We start from the raw sequence: 16051 nt of genomic DNA, 5'->3' as shown, positions 1-16051 counted from the left end.
ATGGAGCAACCGCTTCAGTAGCGGTAGACCCGCCTTATTCGAGTTTGAATCCGACCTTCAGTGTCACCTGGTAGTGGGCGACACGACCTTCCTCGATGTGACCTCGCGTCTCTATCACCTCGAACCAGTCCAGATTCGTCAAGGTAGCGTTCGCGCGGGCGATTGCGTTCTTGATCGCGTCCTCGACAGTGTCCGTGGACGTGCCCACAAGCTCGGTGATGCGATATATGTTGTCACTCATATTTGTCAGCTTCCTCGTGTCGATTGAGGCGATCCCGGAACAAGCCCCTCTGCCAAACTTTCCAAGTTCTGCGGGTTGGCGCGTCAGACGTCCACCTCGTGGTTGTAGATTGCCAATTTCGGAGCAGCGGAGAGGTGTTCGCCGAGATCGGTTATGGCGCCCGGGCCGGCTCGAAAAGCCCGGTATGCCGCATCGTGCTCGGCGGACGCCCAGCGTTCGAAACAAACCCACCTGTTGGCGGTGTCGGGGTCTTCGAAAACGTCGATTCCTAGGCAACCTTCGAAGGCGCGCGTTTCGGCCAGGACTCGACGCAGGATTGTCTGCGCGGCCACAGCGTTCTCGGGCCTTATGTCCAGTTCGAGGACAGCGGTGACAGTCATGAGGACTCCTCGGTAGAGTGCGTTGCACCCGCGTGCTTACGGATGTATTCGCCAATTCGAGTAGTCGATTCCACAGCCTCAGGTAGGAAGGAGAAAATCGGCCAGATGTGTGGCATATCTTGACCGATTTCGAACTCGGCGGGCGTTCCGACGGACCGGAACTTGTCGACAAGACGGACCGCGTCATCGTGCAGTCCTTCATCGGTACCCACCAGAACGAAGAACGGAGGGAGCCCGGATACGTCACCATGTAGCGGCGAAGCAATGGGATGACGGGCGTCGACTTCACCGCGATACAGGCCGCCCATGTTCTCGACGAGGACAGCGGCAGGCAGGGGATCGAGGTGCGCACGGGTAGTCAACGATTCACCCTCGCCGGCGAGATCGACCAGGGGCGACATCGCGATCACGGCATCCGGCGGCTGTGAACCAGAATCTCGCAACGCGATCGCGGCTGACACCACCAGTCCACCGCCAGCCGAGTCACCGACCAGCACAACATGTTCGACGCCTTCCTGACCGCGTGCGAAATGGTACGCGGCGATGACGTCGTCCAAGGGGGCGGGGAACGGGTGCTCCGGCGCCAGGCGGTAGTCGACGACGAGGGAACGACAGTCGCCTGCTTCGGAGATGCGGTATCCGAAGGTGCGGTAGCCGTACGCGGACCCCATGACGAATCCGCCACCGTGAATGACGACTGCAACAGTCCTCGACGACGCGCCCGGTGCGGATACCCAATAGGCGTTGACCCCGCCTGCGTCCACATTCTCGACCGTCGCGTCGGATGGTAATTCGAAATTCGCGCACACCTCGTCGTAGATTACTCGATAGTCGTCGATGGTCGCGTCAGGCTTCGACACGAGGTATGCCAAAAGGTCTTTGGCTCTCGCCGTTTCGATGCTTGGCATTGTTGCCCTCTTCCTCAGAGCTTACGAAGCTCGGGTAGTACTTCGGTCGAGAAAAGCTCAAAGCTTTCCTGTGCCTGCTTGCCTGTGAGGCCGCCGTACTGGAACACCATGATTGGCTCGTACTCGCCTACGATCTCTTTGCGCTCTTTATGCTTTTGGATGATTTCTTCGGGTGTTCCCCAAATCTGGGCATTGACGTAAATGTCGACGACCGTATCCAGTTCCATGGTGTCGATCGCTTCTTTCGCGACAGCGTAGGACGCATAGCCGGAAGTCGACTCGAAATGCTTGCCGCCGAACTCGTAGTGCTCGACGCACGTGAGGTAGTAGTTGGCGACGACCTCATTGGCTACTCGTCGGGCCTCGTCGGAATCCCGATGCACGTATGTCAGGTCGATCAGCTTGGGCGGCTCGGCTTCCGTGCCCCAGGTTTCCCGGTGAGCCTGCCGGTACTGCTCGATCATCGGCATGTGCATTTCCTTCATGGGCCCTTGAATGAACGCCATCATTGCGATTCCCAGCTTGCCAACTGCCACAGCGGAATCCGGACTCATCGCGACACCCATGGTGCGACCCTTGAATGTCTTCATCGGAGCCGGGTGAATCGGGACACGAGCCTGTTTGTAGAACTCGCCGTCGTTCTCGACGTAGCCTTCTTCGAGTCCGCGCAGGACCATCTCGGCGGCTTCGTCGAAGCGTTCACGCGAGGTAGCCATGTCGATGCCGAACGCCTCGAATTCCCGGCGGGCGAGACCGCGGCCGATGCCGAAGATTGCGCGGCCGTCGGCGAGAGTGTCGAGCAAGGAGATCTTCTCGACGACGCGCATGGGATCGTTCCACGGCAGAATCACCGCTGTTGTCGCCAGCTTGATGTTCTTGGTGCGGGCGGCGAGGTAAGACAAGAACTGTGTGTTGTCGGGGCACATCGAGTAGCCGGGGTCGAAGTGGTGCTCGACGCATCCGACACTCTCGTAGTCGTACTGATCGGCCAACTCCGACAGGTGCAGATGGTCCTTGTAGATCTCGTAGTCCGAGACCTTGTTTCCGTAGTTCTGCAGGAGGTTGGTCATGTGAACCTTCACGGTGCACCCTTTCTTCGGCGGGGGTTTCGAATGACGAAGACTACGAGAGTCTTTCGCTCTGGTTCCTACAATTCTGGGCCTGAATACGGCCACGTGTTCGATGCTGCCAGCGTCGGTCGATGTGACGTGTTGCACTCCGCTACAAAATCGGCCGATCACCGCGACAGAAACCCGCCATCAACCGGCACATAGGCGCCTGTCATGAAAGATGCAGCGGGAGAAGCTAGGAACGTGATGACCGACGCGACCTCATCGGGTTTCCCCAGTCGCCCGAGGGGATGTGAAGCTGCTATGGATTCAATCCATTTCGGGTCGCGGCCGGTCAACAGAGGCGTGTCGACGAAGCCTGCACCGACTGCATTGATGCGTATGGAGTTCGGGGCGTAATCGAGGGCGGCCGCCTTCGTCAGGCCCACCAAAGCGTGCTTGGACGCGACGTACGGTCCTGCGCCGGGCGACGCAACCGCACCCATCACGGATGCCACGTTGACAACTGCCCCTCCGCGTCCTTGTGCGGCCATCTCCGCGACTTGCGCTCGCAGGCACATGAATGCTCCATCGAGATTGACTGCCAAGACAGTCCGCCACAGCTCGTCGCTCGTCGTACCGACTGGCGACTTCACTGGCATCCCGATGCCTGCGTTGTTGACTGCAACGTCGATCGAGCCGAAGTGATCTTGGGCCGCGCGGACCATTGCGACGGCGTCGTCGGGGTTAGTCACGTCAGCCTCGATTGCGACCGCGCCGGGGCCGATCTCGGCTGCGACTCGTGCTGCTGCTTCGCCCGAGAGGTCGGCGACGACGACGCGAGCGCCCGATGCTGCCATGCTATGAACGACAGCCCTGCCGATTCCGGAACCGCCGCCCGTGACCAGCGCGACCTGGCCCTCCAAGTCGAATTTCACGTCATTGTCCAATCGTGTTCGTGTGGATGAGTCGAATCGACGCTAAGCAGAGGAGTTCGGGCGTCGTGTTGCATTTCGCGACAGTGGGCGTGATCGCCCGAAGGCGGGATCGGTCGGTTATTGACATCTGTGTCAGTGAGCTGCACGATGTGCTGTAGCTCACAGAAGGGTAGAGCTCGAGCAGTATGGGAAGGCGGTTGCTGTGACGATCGACGACAACACGCGAACAATCCTTCTTGCTCGGGAGTCGGCGCTCGCAGCACCCAAGAATTTCGCAACGGCGGAAGGCGTCAAGCCAAAGATCGTCGATTCTTGGCGGCGTTCGATCCAGTATGGATTGGACCCGGACAGTTGTGCCCCCAAGCATGCGCCGTCGCCTACGACAAGCCAACAGCTCAGAGTGGCGGCCGACCGCGTTGTCGAGCACCGGAGGGCCGCGCTCGAGCAGTCGAGTTCCAGCCTCGCGGTGACCGACGCTCAAGGCCGCATTCTCAACAGGTGGGTCGAAGATGACGGCTTCGGAAAAGTGCTGGACACACAGCTTGTATCTCCCGAGTACTCGGTAGCCGAAGCGACCACTGGCACAACCAGCGGCGGGATTGTACTCGAGACCGGGCAGCCGGCCATGGTCGCTGGACCAGAACACTTCTACGGGAGCTGGCTCGGTTTCACGTGTGCCGGCGCACCGATCTACCACCCCATCACACGCAGGCTGGTCGGGAGTGTGAACCTGACCGTTCGCTTCGGCGATACGAGTCCTGTTCTGCTGTCCTGGGTGACCGATGTAGCGGCAGATATCGAGCGCGCACTGTTGGATTCTGCATCGCAGCGCGAACGCACCTTGTTGGACGCATTCCTCACCGCCCATCGCGATCCGCGCCATCCGGTGCTCTGTCTCGACGACCAGACGGTGATCGCCAACGCGTCCGCATCACGAATATTGAGTTCGGTCGACAAGTCCCTTTTATGGGAACACGCCTGGAGGAGACTGACGGACTCGAGCGCGGACTCTTCGGACCTGACCTTGGAGAGCGGTGTGTCGCTCTCCGTCGATGTGACAGCGATAGCCGAATCCGGCAAAGCAGTGGGCGCGCTGATCAAGTTGAGGGAACGAGCCGCTCCTCGTGCAGCTCGTTCGACCGAACCCACGCACCGCATGGGGCACCTGTCCGGTCTCGTCGGTATGACCCCCGAATGGCGAGCGATGTGTGCCGAGGTGATTGCGGTCACTGCAGGTTCGGTGTTGCTGATGGGCGATCCGGGTGTCGGAAAGTACGCTGTCGCGTCCGCGCTGGCAGGGAGCAATGCCACGATTCTCGACGCTTCGGAGTTTCACGGCGACGGACGTGGATGGTTGAGCGCGCTGGGCGCCGTCGAGGGAACATGCGCAATCGTCAGAAGGCTGGATTCGCTGGACCCTACGAGCGCGAATTCGACTGTGCGTACGTTCGATTCGCTGCGAGTTCGTGGCGTGCACATAATCGGCACGATGTGCGGGAACTCGGGAGCCCCGAATCCACTCGTGGATTGGTTCGATTCCCTCGTCGAGGTGCCCAATCTGGCACAGCGGATGGCGGATCTGAGAGCTCTCCTCGACGCGCTGACCCGTCGCCACGTCTCCGGCGCACGAGCGATCCGTTGGAGCCCCGACGTCGTTCAAACTCTGAGTAGAGTTTCATGGCCACGGAACGTCGCCTCGCTCGATACCTTCGTTCGCGAAACCCTCAGCAACGTCCACAAGCCGTCCGTCGAGGTTTCGGACATTCCCCCCTACCTGAGGGCAAGAGCGAGTAGACGGGCTCTCGTGGGCCTCGAGCAGGTAGAAGCAAAGGCCATACTGCAAGCGCTGCGAGATGCCAAGGGCAACAAGAGTGTTGCTGCGGATTCGTTGGGCATCGCACGGTCTACCCTGTACAGAAAGGTCAGGGCGCTCGGTATCGATCTGGCCGTCTCGAACTTTTAGATCTGCTCGAGCCCTCCGATGTCGGGTCCTGTGTCAAAACGCGACAAGAATGCCCAGCGCAAAGAATTTACCCTCGTATCGAGTACCGAACCACTTGGTTGAACGGACCGGCAGTTGTCTTGTGCCCACGCCCGACCGTCAACGCTGGTTTGTCGGCAATACGAGGAGTGAGTGTGGCGATCGATCTGTCTTACGGTCCTGTCGTCGAGAACTTGGTTCAGACGACACGGGCGTTCGTGCGCGAATACGTCCTTCCGATCGAGGATGAAAACACAGGAAATATCACTGACGCTGGAGGAGACACCCTCCGCCTCGAACTGCAACGAGCGGCCCGTGATGCCGGAGTATTCGCACCGCACGCGCCTGTCGAATACGGCGGCCAGGGACTGAACATGAGCGACCGAGCGCCGGTGTTCGAGGAAGCCGGGTATTCGCTGTTCGGGCCGCTGGCCCTGAACCTGGCCGCACCTGACGAGGGCAACGTACACATGCTTGCCCATATCGCGTCGACCAGCCAGAAAGAGCAGTTTCTAGCGCCACTTGCCGCGGGCGACGTACGTTCGGCGTTCGCTATGACCGAGCCGGCGCCGGGCGCCGGCTCGGACCCCTCAGCTCTCATGACGACGGCGGCGAAGGTTGCCGGCGGGTGGTCGGTGAACGGACGCAAGTGGTTCATCACGGGTGCAGACGGCGCAGGGTTCTTCATCATCATGGCGCGCACGTCAGGGACACCCGGTGAACGAGGGGGAGCGACGATGTTTCTCGCACCTGCGACCACCCCCGGTATCGCAGTCACGAGGCACATCAGCACGCTGGACAAGTCGATGATCGGCGGGCACTGCGAAGTTACTTTCGACAACGTCTTCGTTCCGGACGAAAACGTTCTCGGGGCAGTCGATGAGGGCTTCATTTACGCGCAGGTGCGACTCGGACCCGCGCGGATGACCCACGTCATGCGTTGGCTGGGCGCAGCTCGGCGGGCACACGACATCGCGGTCGATCACGTCGCCGTTCGTGAGGGCTTCGGTGCGAAACTCGGCGATCTGGGAATGGTTCAGAAGCTGGTCGCGGACAACGAAATAGACATCGCCGCTACTCGCGCCCTCTTGGTCCAGGCATGTCACGCCCTCGACCAGGGGTTGCACGCATCCAACGAGACAGCAATCGCGAAGACCTTCGGCGGCGAAGCAGTGTTCCGGATAGTGGATCGAAGCATTCAGATGTGCGGCGGCCTCGGGGTCTCCGACGATCTCCCGCTCGCTCGTCTGTCCAGGGAAGTGCGGCCGTTCCGTGTCTACGACGGCCCCTCCGAGGTACATCGGTGGGCCTTGGCAAAGCGCGTTGTCGGAGCCGCCAAGCGAGCCAATGGTGGAGGTGCGAAGTGAGCGACCTACCGGGTATGGACGTCGAGGCGTTGGCACTGTTCATGACTGACAACGGTGTGGTGCTCGACGGCGATCTGAATGTCGAGCTGATCAGCGGTGGAAGGTCGAATCTGACGTTCAAGGCCTCCGACGAGTCGTCAGCCTGGGTGGTCCGCCGACCGCCGACGAGTGGTCTCACTCCCTCTGCCCACGACATGGCACGAGAATGGTCGGTCACACAGGCCCTGCAGGTAACCGATGTCCCCGTCGCTCGGACTGTCGCATTCGATCCGGATGGGATCACGCTGGGTGCGCCGATGACCGTAGTCGAATTTGCTCCCGGTGTCGTCGCGCGCAGCCAGGAAGACATCGCGGATTGGTCTGACGCTCAGGTCGACTCCAATACTTGTGAACTGGTGTGTGTGCTTGCACGGTTGCATCAGGTCGACTTCGACTCGGTGGGGTTGAGCGACTTCGGCAAGCCGACGGGATTTATCGAACGCCAGGTGAAAACTTGGGCGCGCCAATGGGAACGAGTCAAGACGCGGGAACTCGACGACGTCGATCATCTGCGCCGAGCGCTACAGGATGCGGTTCCGAGTTCCACGGCTTCGTCTATCGTTCACGGTGATTATCGAGTCGACAACGTAATTCTGGACAAGTCGAACGTCGGAATCGTCAGCGCAGTCGTCGACTGGGAGATGTCGACCCTCGGAGACCCGTTGACCGACGTTGCCTTGATGTGCGCGTACCGACAACCTGTTTTCGACGTCGTGTTGGGAATGAATGCGGCATGGACCAGCACGCGGTATCCCTCGGCGGACGATCTGGCGGAGATGTACGTCCGCGAGTCTGGCCGCGAGCTCAAGCACTGGAATTTCTATACCGCACTGGCGAACTTCAAGCTCGCGGTGATCGGCGAAGGCATAACTCACCGCGCCCTGAACGGCGCCGACGCGAGCAACGGTGCCAGCCGCGCAGCAGAAGCGACACGAGAGTTCGCTGCTGCCGGTCTGCGAGCACTGAACACATCGACATTCTGAGCAGGAGACTGAAACTTGACGATCATCGACGGGGCCACGCAGGCAGTCGATCTGCACACGACGGCCGGAAAACTGGCCGATCTACGGGATCGGTTGGCGCAAGCCACAATTCCCTCGGGTGAGGCGGCTGTGGAGCGGGTGCACGCGAAAGGCAAACTGACCGCCCGCGAACGCGTCCTCGCACTGCTCGACGAGGGCTCGTTCGTCGAAATGGACGCCCTCGCCCGCCACCGCTCCCAGAACTTCGGCCTGGCCGACAACCGCCCCTTCGGCGACGGCGTCGTCACCGGCTACGGCACCATCGACGGCCGCGACGTCTGCGTCTTCTCCCAGGACGTCACCGTCTTCGGCGGCAGCCTCGGCGAGATCTACGGTGAGAAGATCGTCAAGGTCATGGACCTGGCCATCAAGACCGGCCGCCCCCTGATCGGCATCAACGAAGGCGCAGGCGCCCGCATCCAGGAAGGCGTCGTCTCCCTCGGGTTGTACGGCGAAATCTTCCACCGCAACGTCCAAGCCTCCGGCGTCATCCCCCAGATCTCACTGGTCATGGGCGCCGCCGCCGGCGGACACGTCTACTCCCCCGCACTCACCGACTTCGTCGTCATGGTCGACCAGACCTCCCAGATGTTCGTCACCGGCCCCGACGTCATCAAAACCGTCACCGGCGAAAACGTCACCATGGAAGAACTCGGCGGCGCCCACACCCACATGGAGAAGTCCGGTGTCGCGCACTACGTCGCCTCCGGCGAACAGGACGCACTCGACTACGTCCGCGACATCCTGTCCTACCTGCCGTCCAACAACCGCGCCGAAGCTCCCCGCTTGGCCCCCTCGGACCCGATCTCCGGCGGCATCGAGGACAACCTCACCGCCGAAGACCTCGAACTCGACACCCTGATCCCGGATTCGCCGAACACCCCGTACGACATGCACGAGGTCATCCGCCGCATCCTCGACGACGACGAATTCCTCGAAGTCCAAGAAGGCCGCGCCCNCGGCGGCATCGAGGACAACCTCACCGCCGAAGACCTCGAACTCGACACCCTGATCCCGGATTCGCCGAACACCCCGTACGACATGCACGAGGTCATCCGCCGCATCCTCGACGACGACGAATTCCTCGAAGTCCAAGAAGGCCGCGCCCGCAACATCATCGTCGGCTTCGGACGCGTCGACGGCCGACCCTCGACATCGACGCCTCCGAGAAAGCCGCACGCTTCGTCCGCACCTGCGATGCGTTCAACGTCCCCATCATCACCCTCGTCGACGTCCCCGGCTTCCTCCCCGGCACCGGGCAAGAGTTCAACGGCATCATCCGCCGCGGCGCGAAACTGCTCTACGCCTACGGTGAAGCCACGGTCGGAAAGATCACCGTCATCACCCGCAAAGCCTACGGCGGCGCCTACGACGTCATGGGCTCCAAGCACATGGGCGCCGACGTCAACCTCGCCTGGCCCACCGCGCAGATCGCCGTCATGGGCGCCTCCGGCGCCGTCGGCTTCGTCTACCGCAAACAACTGTTGGAAGCAGCCAAGAACAGTGAAGACGTCGACGCACTCCGCTTGAAGCTGCAGCAGGAATACGAAGACACCCTCGTCAACCCGTACGTCGCAGCCGAACGCGGCTACCTCGACGCCGTCATCCCACCCAGCCACACCCGCGGACAAATCGTCTCCGCACTACGCCTCCTCGAACGCAAACAAGTCACCCTGCCCCCCAAGAAGCACGGAAACATCCCACTATGAGCGGCCGTACGGGAGATTGCGAGCCGCACAAGGTCGGGGTGCTCGATGTGCTTGCAACACAGCTGGTCGCGGGTCTAGAAGCAGGCCTGCGCCAGGGGTTCGCCGAGGATGCGGGCGAGCACGTCGCGCGCAATTGCATCCGCATTCTCGGCGGCTGCCCCTCGGACAACGACATTGCAGCGTTGATAGCGGTGTTCGCGGCAGGCGCCTCGCCCCAGAACGTGTCCCGGTCGCCGATGAGTTCGCTCGGCGACTGGGGCAACCCCACAGACCACTTGCGCTACGGGTTGACCTCTGCGCCTGCACACTTCGTCCACGCACACTTCTCGCGATAAGGATCGTCCATGTCTTCATTGAATGGTGTTGCACGTAGACAAATTTCGAAGGTTTTGGTCGCGAATCGCGGCGAGATCGCAGTCCGGGTGATCAGGGCTGCAGCGGACGCCGGCCTCACCAGTGTCGCCGTCTACGCAGAACCCGACGCAAACGCGCCGTTCGTGCGCTTGGCCGACGAGGCCTTCGCCCTGGGCGGCCAGACCTCCGCCGAATCCTATTTGGTGATCGACAAGATCCTCGACGCTGCGAAGAAGTCCGGTGCCGACGCCATCCACCCCGGCTACGGTTTCCTGTCCGAGAACGCCGAATTCGCCCAGGCCGTCATCGACGCAGGCATCATCTGGATCGGCCCATCCCCGCAGTCCATCCGCGACCTCGGCGACAAGGTCACCGCCCGCCACATCGCCACCCGCGCCAAAGCCCCCTCCGTCCCCGGTACCGCCGAACCGGTCAAGGACGCCGACGAGATCCTGGCGTTCGCCGACGAGCACGGCCTCCCGATCGCCATCAAAGCCGCCTTCGGTGGCGGCGGCCGCGGCATGAAGGTCGCCCGCACCCGCGAAGAAATCCCCGAACTGTTCGACTCGGCCGTGCGTGAAGCCGTCGCCGCGTTCGGTCGCGGTGAATGCTTCGTCGAGCGCTACCTCGACAAGCCCCGCCACGTCGAAGCCCAGGTCATCGCCGACCAGCACGGCAACGTCGTCGTCGCCGGCACCCGCGACTGCTCCCTGCAGCGCCGCTTCCAGAAACTGGTCGAAGAAGCACCCGCCCCGTTCCTCACCGAAGCCCAGCGCAAGGAAATCCACTCCTCCGCCAAGGCCATCTGCAAAGAAGCCGGCTACTACGGTGCAGGCACCGTCGAATACCTCGTCGGACAAGACGGCCTCGTCTCGTTCCTCGAAGTCAACACCCGCCTGCAGGTCGAGCACCCCGTTACCGAGGAAACCTCCGGCATCGACCTCGTGCTCCAGCAGTTCCGCATCGCCAACGGCGAGGAACTGTCGATCACCGAAGATCCCGAACCGCGCGGGCACTCCTTCGAGTTCCGCATCAACGGCGAAGACGCCGGCCGCGGCTTCCTGCCCGCACCCGGACCGGTCACCACGTTCATCGCCCCCGAAGGCCCCGGCGTGCGCGTCGACTCCGGCGTCGAATCCGGCTCGGTGATCGGCGGCCAATTCGACTCCATGCTCGCCAAGCTCATCGTCACCGGCGCCACCCGCGAGGAAGCACTCGCCCGCAGCCGCCGTGCGCTGGCCGAGTTCAAAGTCGAAGGCCTCGCCACCGTCATCCCGTTCCACGCCGCCGTGGTCTCCGACCCCGCGTTCATCGGCGACGGCGAATCCTTCGACGTCCACACCCGCTGGATCGAAACCGAATGGGACAACCAGGTTCCCCCGTTCACCGCGGGCGAAGCCCTCGACGACGACGAGGTACTGCCGCGTCAGGCAGTCGTCGTCGAGGTCGGCGGAAGGCGCGTCGAGGTGTCCCTGCCCGGCCAGTTCACCCTCGGCGGCGGCGGCGCAGCCTCCGACGGTGCGATCCGCCGCAAGCCCAAGCCGCGTAAGCGCGGCGGCGGCGGCGCCGGTGCAGCCTCCGGTGACGCAGTCACCGCACCCATGCAGGGCACCGTCGTCAAGGTCGCCGTCGAAGAAGGACAAGAAGTCGCCGAAGGCGACCTCATCGCCGTCCTCGAAGCAATGAAGATGGAAAACCCCGTCAACGCCCACAAAGCAGGCGTCGTCACCGGCCTCGCCGTCAGCCCCGGCTCGGCCATCACCCAGGGAACCGTCCTCGCAGAACTGAAGTAGGAATTCTTCAGCCAACGAGACAAAAGCGGGAGCGGCAATGGTTTCGGTATCGAATAACGCCGGCCACGAGGTCGGCGACGCCACCTACTGGCGAGACTGGGCTCGTTGCAAGAACCTGGGCAGCGATCTGTTCTTCGGCTCGAAGGAAGACCAAGTCGGTGCAGAATTCGCCAAAGCTCTGTGTAGGCGATGTCCAGTCGTGGCCGAATGTCTCCGCTTCGCGTTGCTGGAGCATGAAACGTTCGGCATCTGGGGTGGCATGACCCCCGAAGAGCGTCGATGGGCGCGCCTGCCGTGTGCCCATCGTTGGCGCAAGCTACGGAGCTAACACTATGGAGAGAAAGTCCGCGAACCTTGTCGACGTCGCTGAGATGCGCTTGGTCACGATCGAGGACATCGTAACGACGGAGCTCGAGTCCGCTGCAACGTTGATGCGCGTCTCGAACATCCTGCGTACGAGGCTCGATGAGGCAGTAACGCGGCAACGAATGAGTTGGGCCGGGTACGAGGTACTCGACGCGATCTGTCGTAAAGGTCCGATGTCGTACAGGTCGCTGTCGTCTGCGCTCGATCGCCACCGGACGAGCATCACCAGCATCGTCACCGCCCTCGTCTCGTCCGGGTACGTTACGCGGCGCCGTGGTGGTTCAAGACCGGACGAGTTCCTGGTCGAGACAACAGATTTGGGTGTGCGGCGCCACGAACGGGCCCGAGTCAGCGCCGTGGAGGTCAGCAAGAGAATGTTCGAGTCGGGTGATGCCTCTGCGATGCTGCACCATTTGCGGGGTCTTGATTCAGCGCTTCGCGCGAAGCCGGACGTGAGGGGATGACATCGACGAGCGTGGGTTTGGCAACAACCGGCGCGGAGGCGGTTGTGTTGGGTTTGGCCAACGTCGGTGCACGAACGGTATTCGGCAGTCATGAGGGTTCTTCCCATGTTGTGTCGGCGCTCGTCGAATCCGCCGGATTCTGTCGATATGTGCGGGTGCCTCACTCGCAGGGTGCGGCTTTCGCGGCCATGGGATATGCGCAAGCGTCAGGGCGGACCGGGGTTTGTCTCGCGACGACCGACTCGAACGTCGCCGATCTGGTGTCCCCACTGGCCATTGCTTACAGCTCCTCGACGCCGATGGTGGTGGTGGTAGCGCAGTCGCCGGGCACTCATCCCATCGACGTCGGTACACCGGATATTGTCGGAATGACAGAATCGGTGACCAAGCACGGCTACTTCGTCGACAACGCCGGAAACATTCCGCGCTGTCTGGCGGAGGCGTTCCATGTCGCATCTCTGGGACGGCCTGGGCCGGTTCTCGTCGAAATCCCGTACGGGCCTTTGACGCGCGCGCTTGAATTCGTGTGGCCCGCCGAGGTGACAGTGCCCGGCTATCGTCCCAGCACACGACCTAGTCGCAAACAAGTTGTGGCAGCTGCATCTCTCGTCTCGCGCGCACAACGACCCGTGTTGTATGTCGGTGGAGGTGCGGTGTCCGCCGGCGCCGGTCGGGACTTGCTTTCTCTTGCAGAATTCACCGGGATCCCCGTCGTGACAACTGAAATGGCTCGCGGCATCCTGCCTGACAACCACCGCGCAAGCTACGGGATGGTGGGAATCGACGGAGCTGAATCAGCACGTGCGGCAGTTCGAGCATGCGACGTCCTGATCGCGATTGGCACGACATTCGATCGGTTCGCGACCGAAACGGGCGGCGTGTTCGCGGAGGACACGAAGGTTGTGCAGATCGACATCGATCCGTCCGAAATCGGAAAATATTTTGATCCTGCCGTGCCGATCGTCGGTGATTGTAAGGCTGCCGTCAGAATGCTCGATTACGCGTTGCGCGCCCTGTGGGACGATCGCCGTCCCGATTTCCGTGAATGGATCGGCTACCTGAATGGCACCCTGACGGCCCGCCGCATGAACGTACTCCAGGTGGGCGATACGCGCATGACCTACGGCGTCGCGCTGGACTACCTGGGTCGAGTGATCGGCGATGATGCGGTGTTCGTATCCAACGCCGGCCCCCAGCGTGCGCCTGCGGTAAATCTCCCCAGGTTTCAGATGTGTCGCACCTGGCTGAGTTCAGGGAGCGTGAGAAGCGACCTGTATGCGCCGTTCGCGGCAGTCGGAGCCCGCGTCGCGTTGCCCTCGGTCGATGTCTGGCTGCTGGACGACGTCCGGTCATTTCGGTTGTGTGCTCACTGCCTCGATGCCGCCGTCGCGGCGGGCATAGGCCTGCGCATCGCACTCTTCGACCTCGAGGCCGACATTGCTCGACGTGACGGAATGTCGAGTGAAGGGCAGCGTGCCACCGAGTGGGCGCAACTCCTAGGATTCACGGTTGTGACGTGTCGAAGTCCCGCCGAGATCGCGGCGGCACTGGACGCTGCCCGCGAGGCACCCGAAGAGCCCCTGCTGATTCTGTTCGCACTACAGGGTTGACTCATCCGGCCCTGGTAATGCGAGTCAAAACGTCGACTCGTTCAGGTCGATACCGAGGGTCCGCATCTTTCGGTACAGGGTCGACCGTGCAATCCCGAGTGCCGCGGCAGCTTGATGCTTGTTTCCGCCTGCATTGTGCAGCGCATCGACGATAGCAGTGACCTCGGCTTTCTCCAGACCGCCGAGCCGTCGACGAGACGTCTGAGAAGCCAGCTGAGCGGGAAGGTCCCGCGCACCGATGTATTCGAAATCGGCGTTGGCCACAACCCGCGCAACAACGCGTTCGAGCCCGGCCACGTTGTCCGGCCACTCAATGCGCGAAAGTGCCTGCAGCGCATCGGACATCCACCGCACAGGTCTATCGGCGTTCTGGTGGAGCGCGGTGAAGTGATTGACCAATGCCGGTAGATCTTCGACCCGTTCGCTCAACGTCGGAACTAGTATCGGCGAGACGAAGCGCGCCAATACGTCATCTGTTGTATGGCCGTCATGCGGCCACGCACCGGAGGTGGCGATTACCTTCGCAACGTTCTGGTGGCGCGTCATGAGTACCGCTACCGATTGAACCAAGGCGGTCGGCAGTCGGTCGATGTGCTTGATGACAACGGCCTGACCTCGGCGTTGCAGGGCGTCGTCGAGCTGCCCTAGCCAATCTTGGCCTGTCGATGCATCCGCTGCGTCCAGGACAACTGCACTGGGGCCCGCGATTGCATCCGCAACCGCCCCTTTCCCCACCCCGGGGTCGCCGACGAGAAGCAAGGATGTTTTCGAGGCGCGTGACAGGCGCTCACACAGCGTCTGCCATTGTGCGCCGGTGCCGATCAAACTTGTCAGTATCGGCTCGTGCGCCGGAATGCGTGCGGACCGTGAAGGTGCGGGCACGCGCTTGAGATTCATGACGACGCCTGCGACCGACATATCATTCATGATGGATCGGCACCTGACGTCGACTGCCATTCCGTCTCCGAGCACTAGCGGATCGGTGGCCTTGCGCGGGTCTGCGACGATCTTCGAGGCGAACTCCCAGAGCATAAGTTGGTCGACGGAACCGAGCAGCCGCGCAGCGGCAGCGTTCGTGACGACCGTCTGCTCGCTCACCGCCACAACGGGATGTCGTGCGTCGCGGTTCTCCACGAGGAAGCCCTGCATCAGAAGTTGCTCGGACTTGGTCGACGCCTCCAGAAGTCCGCGCTCTATCTCCGAGACGATCTCACAAACCCAGGAGAGTGCCAGTGGGGAAGTGTCGCGGAACCGGCAGATCAAGTTGACGCTTCCGACGACCTTGCGCAGCACAGGGTGGGTGATGACGGTTCCGGCGGATGTGAAACGCGAGAACTGGGCACCGAAGTGCTCGGGTCCACGCACGAATGTGGGCGTACGGGTGATCAATGTGCTGCCGCTGGTCGTTCCGAGCGTCATTTCCGAGACCAGGAAGCCGGGTTCCACATCCAGTTTGGCGAGTTGAGCCATCAAAGACGTGTCGCCGGACCATTGATGCAGGATTACACCTGCGCTGTTAGTCAGGAACAGGCATGCTTCGGCGTTGTGCAGGTCTTGGAGACGACTGTTCAAGACGGTCTTGGCCACGGTGATCAACCGCGCGTCCATGTCACTGTTGTGTTCGTTGGATGGCACGACCTGACTCGGATCCAATCCATATCGCACACTGCGCGTCCACGATTCGAGGACCGCATCGGACACGCGCATGTCCTCGCCGAGCGCTGATTGCCGATCCTTGATCAACTCGGCCAGTTGATCACTGACCTCGTCGCGTACGGCGCCCGACCGCCGCGTGGGCTTTATGACCTGCATCACAGATGCATTTTGCTT

At 62.0% G+C, this 16051-nt stretch carries 14 protein-coding genes and 1 pseudogene; 9 read left to right on the top strand and 6 right to left on the bottom strand.

All coding sequences use genetic code 11. The features are described 5' to 3' along the window. Positions 1-34: 34 nt before the first annotated feature. The 5 genes from A3K89_RS04500 to A3K89_RS04480 form a co-directional block, all read right to left on the bottom strand. The gene (locus tag A3K89_RS04500) at positions 35-241 is read right to left on the bottom strand and encodes a dodecin (protein WP_068422456.1); all 207 of its coding nucleotides are present in this window, start codon (positions 239-241) and stop codon (positions 35-37) included. A gap of 83 nt (positions 242-324) precedes the next feature. Then, entirely contained in the window at positions 325-621 is a 297-nt protein-coding gene (locus tag A3K89_RS04495; RefSeq protein ID WP_068422453.1) for a putative quinol monooxygenase, read from the bottom strand. Then, positions 618-1529: an alpha/beta hydrolase gene (locus tag A3K89_RS04490; protein ID WP_084423574.1), complete on the bottom strand. Its 912-nt coding sequence runs from the start codon at positions 1527-1529 to the stop codon at positions 618-620. Before A3K89_RS04490 ends, A3K89_RS04495 begins: the two co-directional genes overlap by 4 nt. Before the next feature lie 14 nt (positions 1530-1543). Beyond that, positions 1544-2770, bottom strand: a complete 1227-nt coding sequence (locus A3K89_RS04485) for an LLM class flavin-dependent oxidoreductase (RefSeq protein WP_167674231.1) — start codon at positions 2768-2770, stop codon at positions 1544-1546. Then, a complete protein-coding gene (locus A3K89_RS04480; RefSeq protein ID WP_068422636.1) occupies positions 2767-3516 on the bottom strand; it encodes an SDR family NAD(P)-dependent oxidoreductase in 750 nt (249 codons plus the stop codon). Before A3K89_RS04480 ends, A3K89_RS04485 begins: the two co-directional genes overlap by 4 nt. 625 nt (positions 3517-4141) lie before the next feature. Between A3K89_RS04480 and A3K89_RS04475 the strand changes: the two genes are divergently transcribed. The 9 genes and pseudogenes from A3K89_RS04475 to A3K89_RS04430 all read left to right on the top strand — a co-directional run bounded on the left by A3K89_RS04475 (position 4142) and on the right by A3K89_RS04430 (position 14221). After that, positions 4142-5479 carry a helix-turn-helix domain-containing protein gene (locus A3K89_RS04475; protein ID WP_157105226.1) on the top strand — a complete coding sequence of 446 codons (1338 nt, stop codon included), beginning with the start codon at positions 4142-4144 and terminating at the stop codon, positions 5477-5479. Positions 5480-5652: 173 nt separating this feature from the next. Beyond that, the gene (locus tag A3K89_RS04470; protein WP_068422442.1) at positions 5653-6864 is read left to right on the top strand and encodes an acyl-CoA dehydrogenase family protein; all 1212 of its coding nucleotides are present in this window, start codon (positions 5653-5655) and stop codon (positions 6862-6864) included. Next, positions 6861-7886, top strand: coding sequence for a phosphotransferase family protein (locus A3K89_RS04465; protein WP_068422438.1), 1026 nt, complete (start codon positions 6861-6863; stop codon positions 7884-7886). Before A3K89_RS04470 ends, A3K89_RS04465 begins: the two co-directional genes overlap by 4 nt. Before the next feature lie 15 nt (positions 7887-7901). Further along, positions 7902-9634: pseudogene (locus A3K89_RS26225) on the top strand (acyl-CoA carboxylase subunit beta). Next, the gene (locus A3K89_RS04450; protein WP_084423572.1) at positions 9631-9969 is read left to right on the top strand and encodes an acyl-CoA carboxylase subunit epsilon; all 339 of its coding nucleotides are present in this window, start codon (positions 9631-9633) and stop codon (positions 9967-9969) included. The pseudogene A3K89_RS26225 and the gene A3K89_RS04450 overlap by 4 nt, the downstream one beginning before the upstream one ends. Positions 9970-9978: 9 nt before the next feature. After that, entirely contained in the window at positions 9979-11781 is a 1803-nt protein-coding gene (locus A3K89_RS04445; protein ID WP_068422432.1) for an acetyl/propionyl/methylcrotonyl-CoA carboxylase subunit alpha, read from the top strand. 37 nt (positions 11782-11818) lie between these two features. Continuing rightward, positions 11819-12109, top strand: a complete 291-nt coding sequence (locus tag A3K89_RS04440) for a WhiB family transcriptional regulator (protein ID WP_068422429.1) — start codon at positions 11819-11821, stop codon at positions 12107-12109. A 4-nt stretch (positions 12110-12113) separates the two neighbouring features. Continuing rightward, positions 12114-12611 (top strand): MarR family winged helix-turn-helix transcriptional regulator, encoded by a 498-nt coding sequence (locus tag A3K89_RS26650; RefSeq protein WP_068422426.1) that lies wholly within the window; start codon positions 12114-12116, stop codon positions 12609-12611. Beyond that, positions 12608-14221: a thiamine pyrophosphate-binding protein gene (locus A3K89_RS04430; RefSeq protein ID WP_084423571.1), complete on the top strand. Its 1614-nt coding sequence runs from the start codon at positions 12608-12610 to the stop codon at positions 14219-14221. The genes A3K89_RS26650 and A3K89_RS04430 overlap by 4 nt, the downstream gene beginning before the upstream one ends. 24 nt (positions 14222-14245) lie before the next feature. Here A3K89_RS04430 and A3K89_RS04425 read toward each other — a convergent pair whose 3' ends face one another. Further along, on the bottom strand, positions 14246-16033 hold the full coding sequence (locus tag A3K89_RS04425) for a sigma-54-dependent Fis family transcriptional regulator (RefSeq protein WP_254303423.1): 1788 nt from the start codon (positions 16031-16033) through the stop codon (positions 14246-14248). Between the last annotated feature and the right edge of the window lie 18 nt (positions 16034-16051).

The sequence above is a fragment of the Rhodococcoides kyotonense genome (assembly GCF_001645385.1).
Taxonomy (GTDB): Bacteria; Actinomycetota; Actinomycetes; order Mycobacteriales; family Mycobacteriaceae; genus Rhodococcoides; species Rhodococcoides kyotonensis_B.
This window is presented reverse-complemented; position numbering and strand designations above follow the sequence as displayed.

What these genes read in the sequence shown, in the direction of transcription:
- A3K89_RS04440 (WP_068422429.1), top strand. Translation starts at nt 11,819, where the DNA reads ATGGTTTCGGTATCGAATAACGCCGGCCACGAGGTCGGCGACGCCACC.
- A3K89_RS04425 (WP_254303423.1), bottom strand. Translation starts at nt 16,033, where the DNA reads ATGCAGGTCATAAAGCCCACGCGGCGGTCGGGCGCCGTACGCGACGAG.
- A3K89_RS04490 (WP_084423574.1), bottom strand. Translation starts at nt 1,529, where the DNA reads ATGCCAAGCATCGAAACGGCGAGAGCCAAAGACCTTTTGGCATACCTC.
- A3K89_RS04445 (WP_068422432.1), top strand. Translation starts at nt 9,979, where the DNA reads ATGTCTTCATTGAATGGTGTTGCACGTAGACAAATTTCGAAGGTTTTG.
- A3K89_RS04500 (WP_068422456.1), bottom strand. Translation starts at nt 241, where the DNA reads ATGAGTGACAACATATATCGCATCACCGAGCTTGTGGGCACGTCCACG.
- A3K89_RS04475 (WP_157105226.1), top strand. Translation starts at nt 4,142, where the DNA reads ATGGTCGCTGGACCAGAACACTTCTACGGGAGCTGGCTCGGTTTCACG.
- A3K89_RS26650 (WP_068422426.1), top strand. Translation starts at nt 12,114, where the DNA reads ATGGAGAGAAAGTCCGCGAACCTTGTCGACGTCGCTGAGATGCGCTTG.
- A3K89_RS04430 (WP_084423571.1), top strand. Translation starts at nt 12,608, where the DNA reads ATGACATCGACGAGCGTGGGTTTGGCAACAACCGGCGCGGAGGCGGTT.
- A3K89_RS04450 (WP_084423572.1), top strand. Translation starts at nt 9,631, where the DNA reads ATGAGCGGCCGTACGGGAGATTGCGAGCCGCACAAGGTCGGGGTGCTC.
- A3K89_RS04495 (WP_068422453.1), bottom strand. Translation starts at nt 621, where the DNA reads ATGACTGTCACCGCTGTCCTCGAACTGGACATAAGGCCCGAGAACGCT.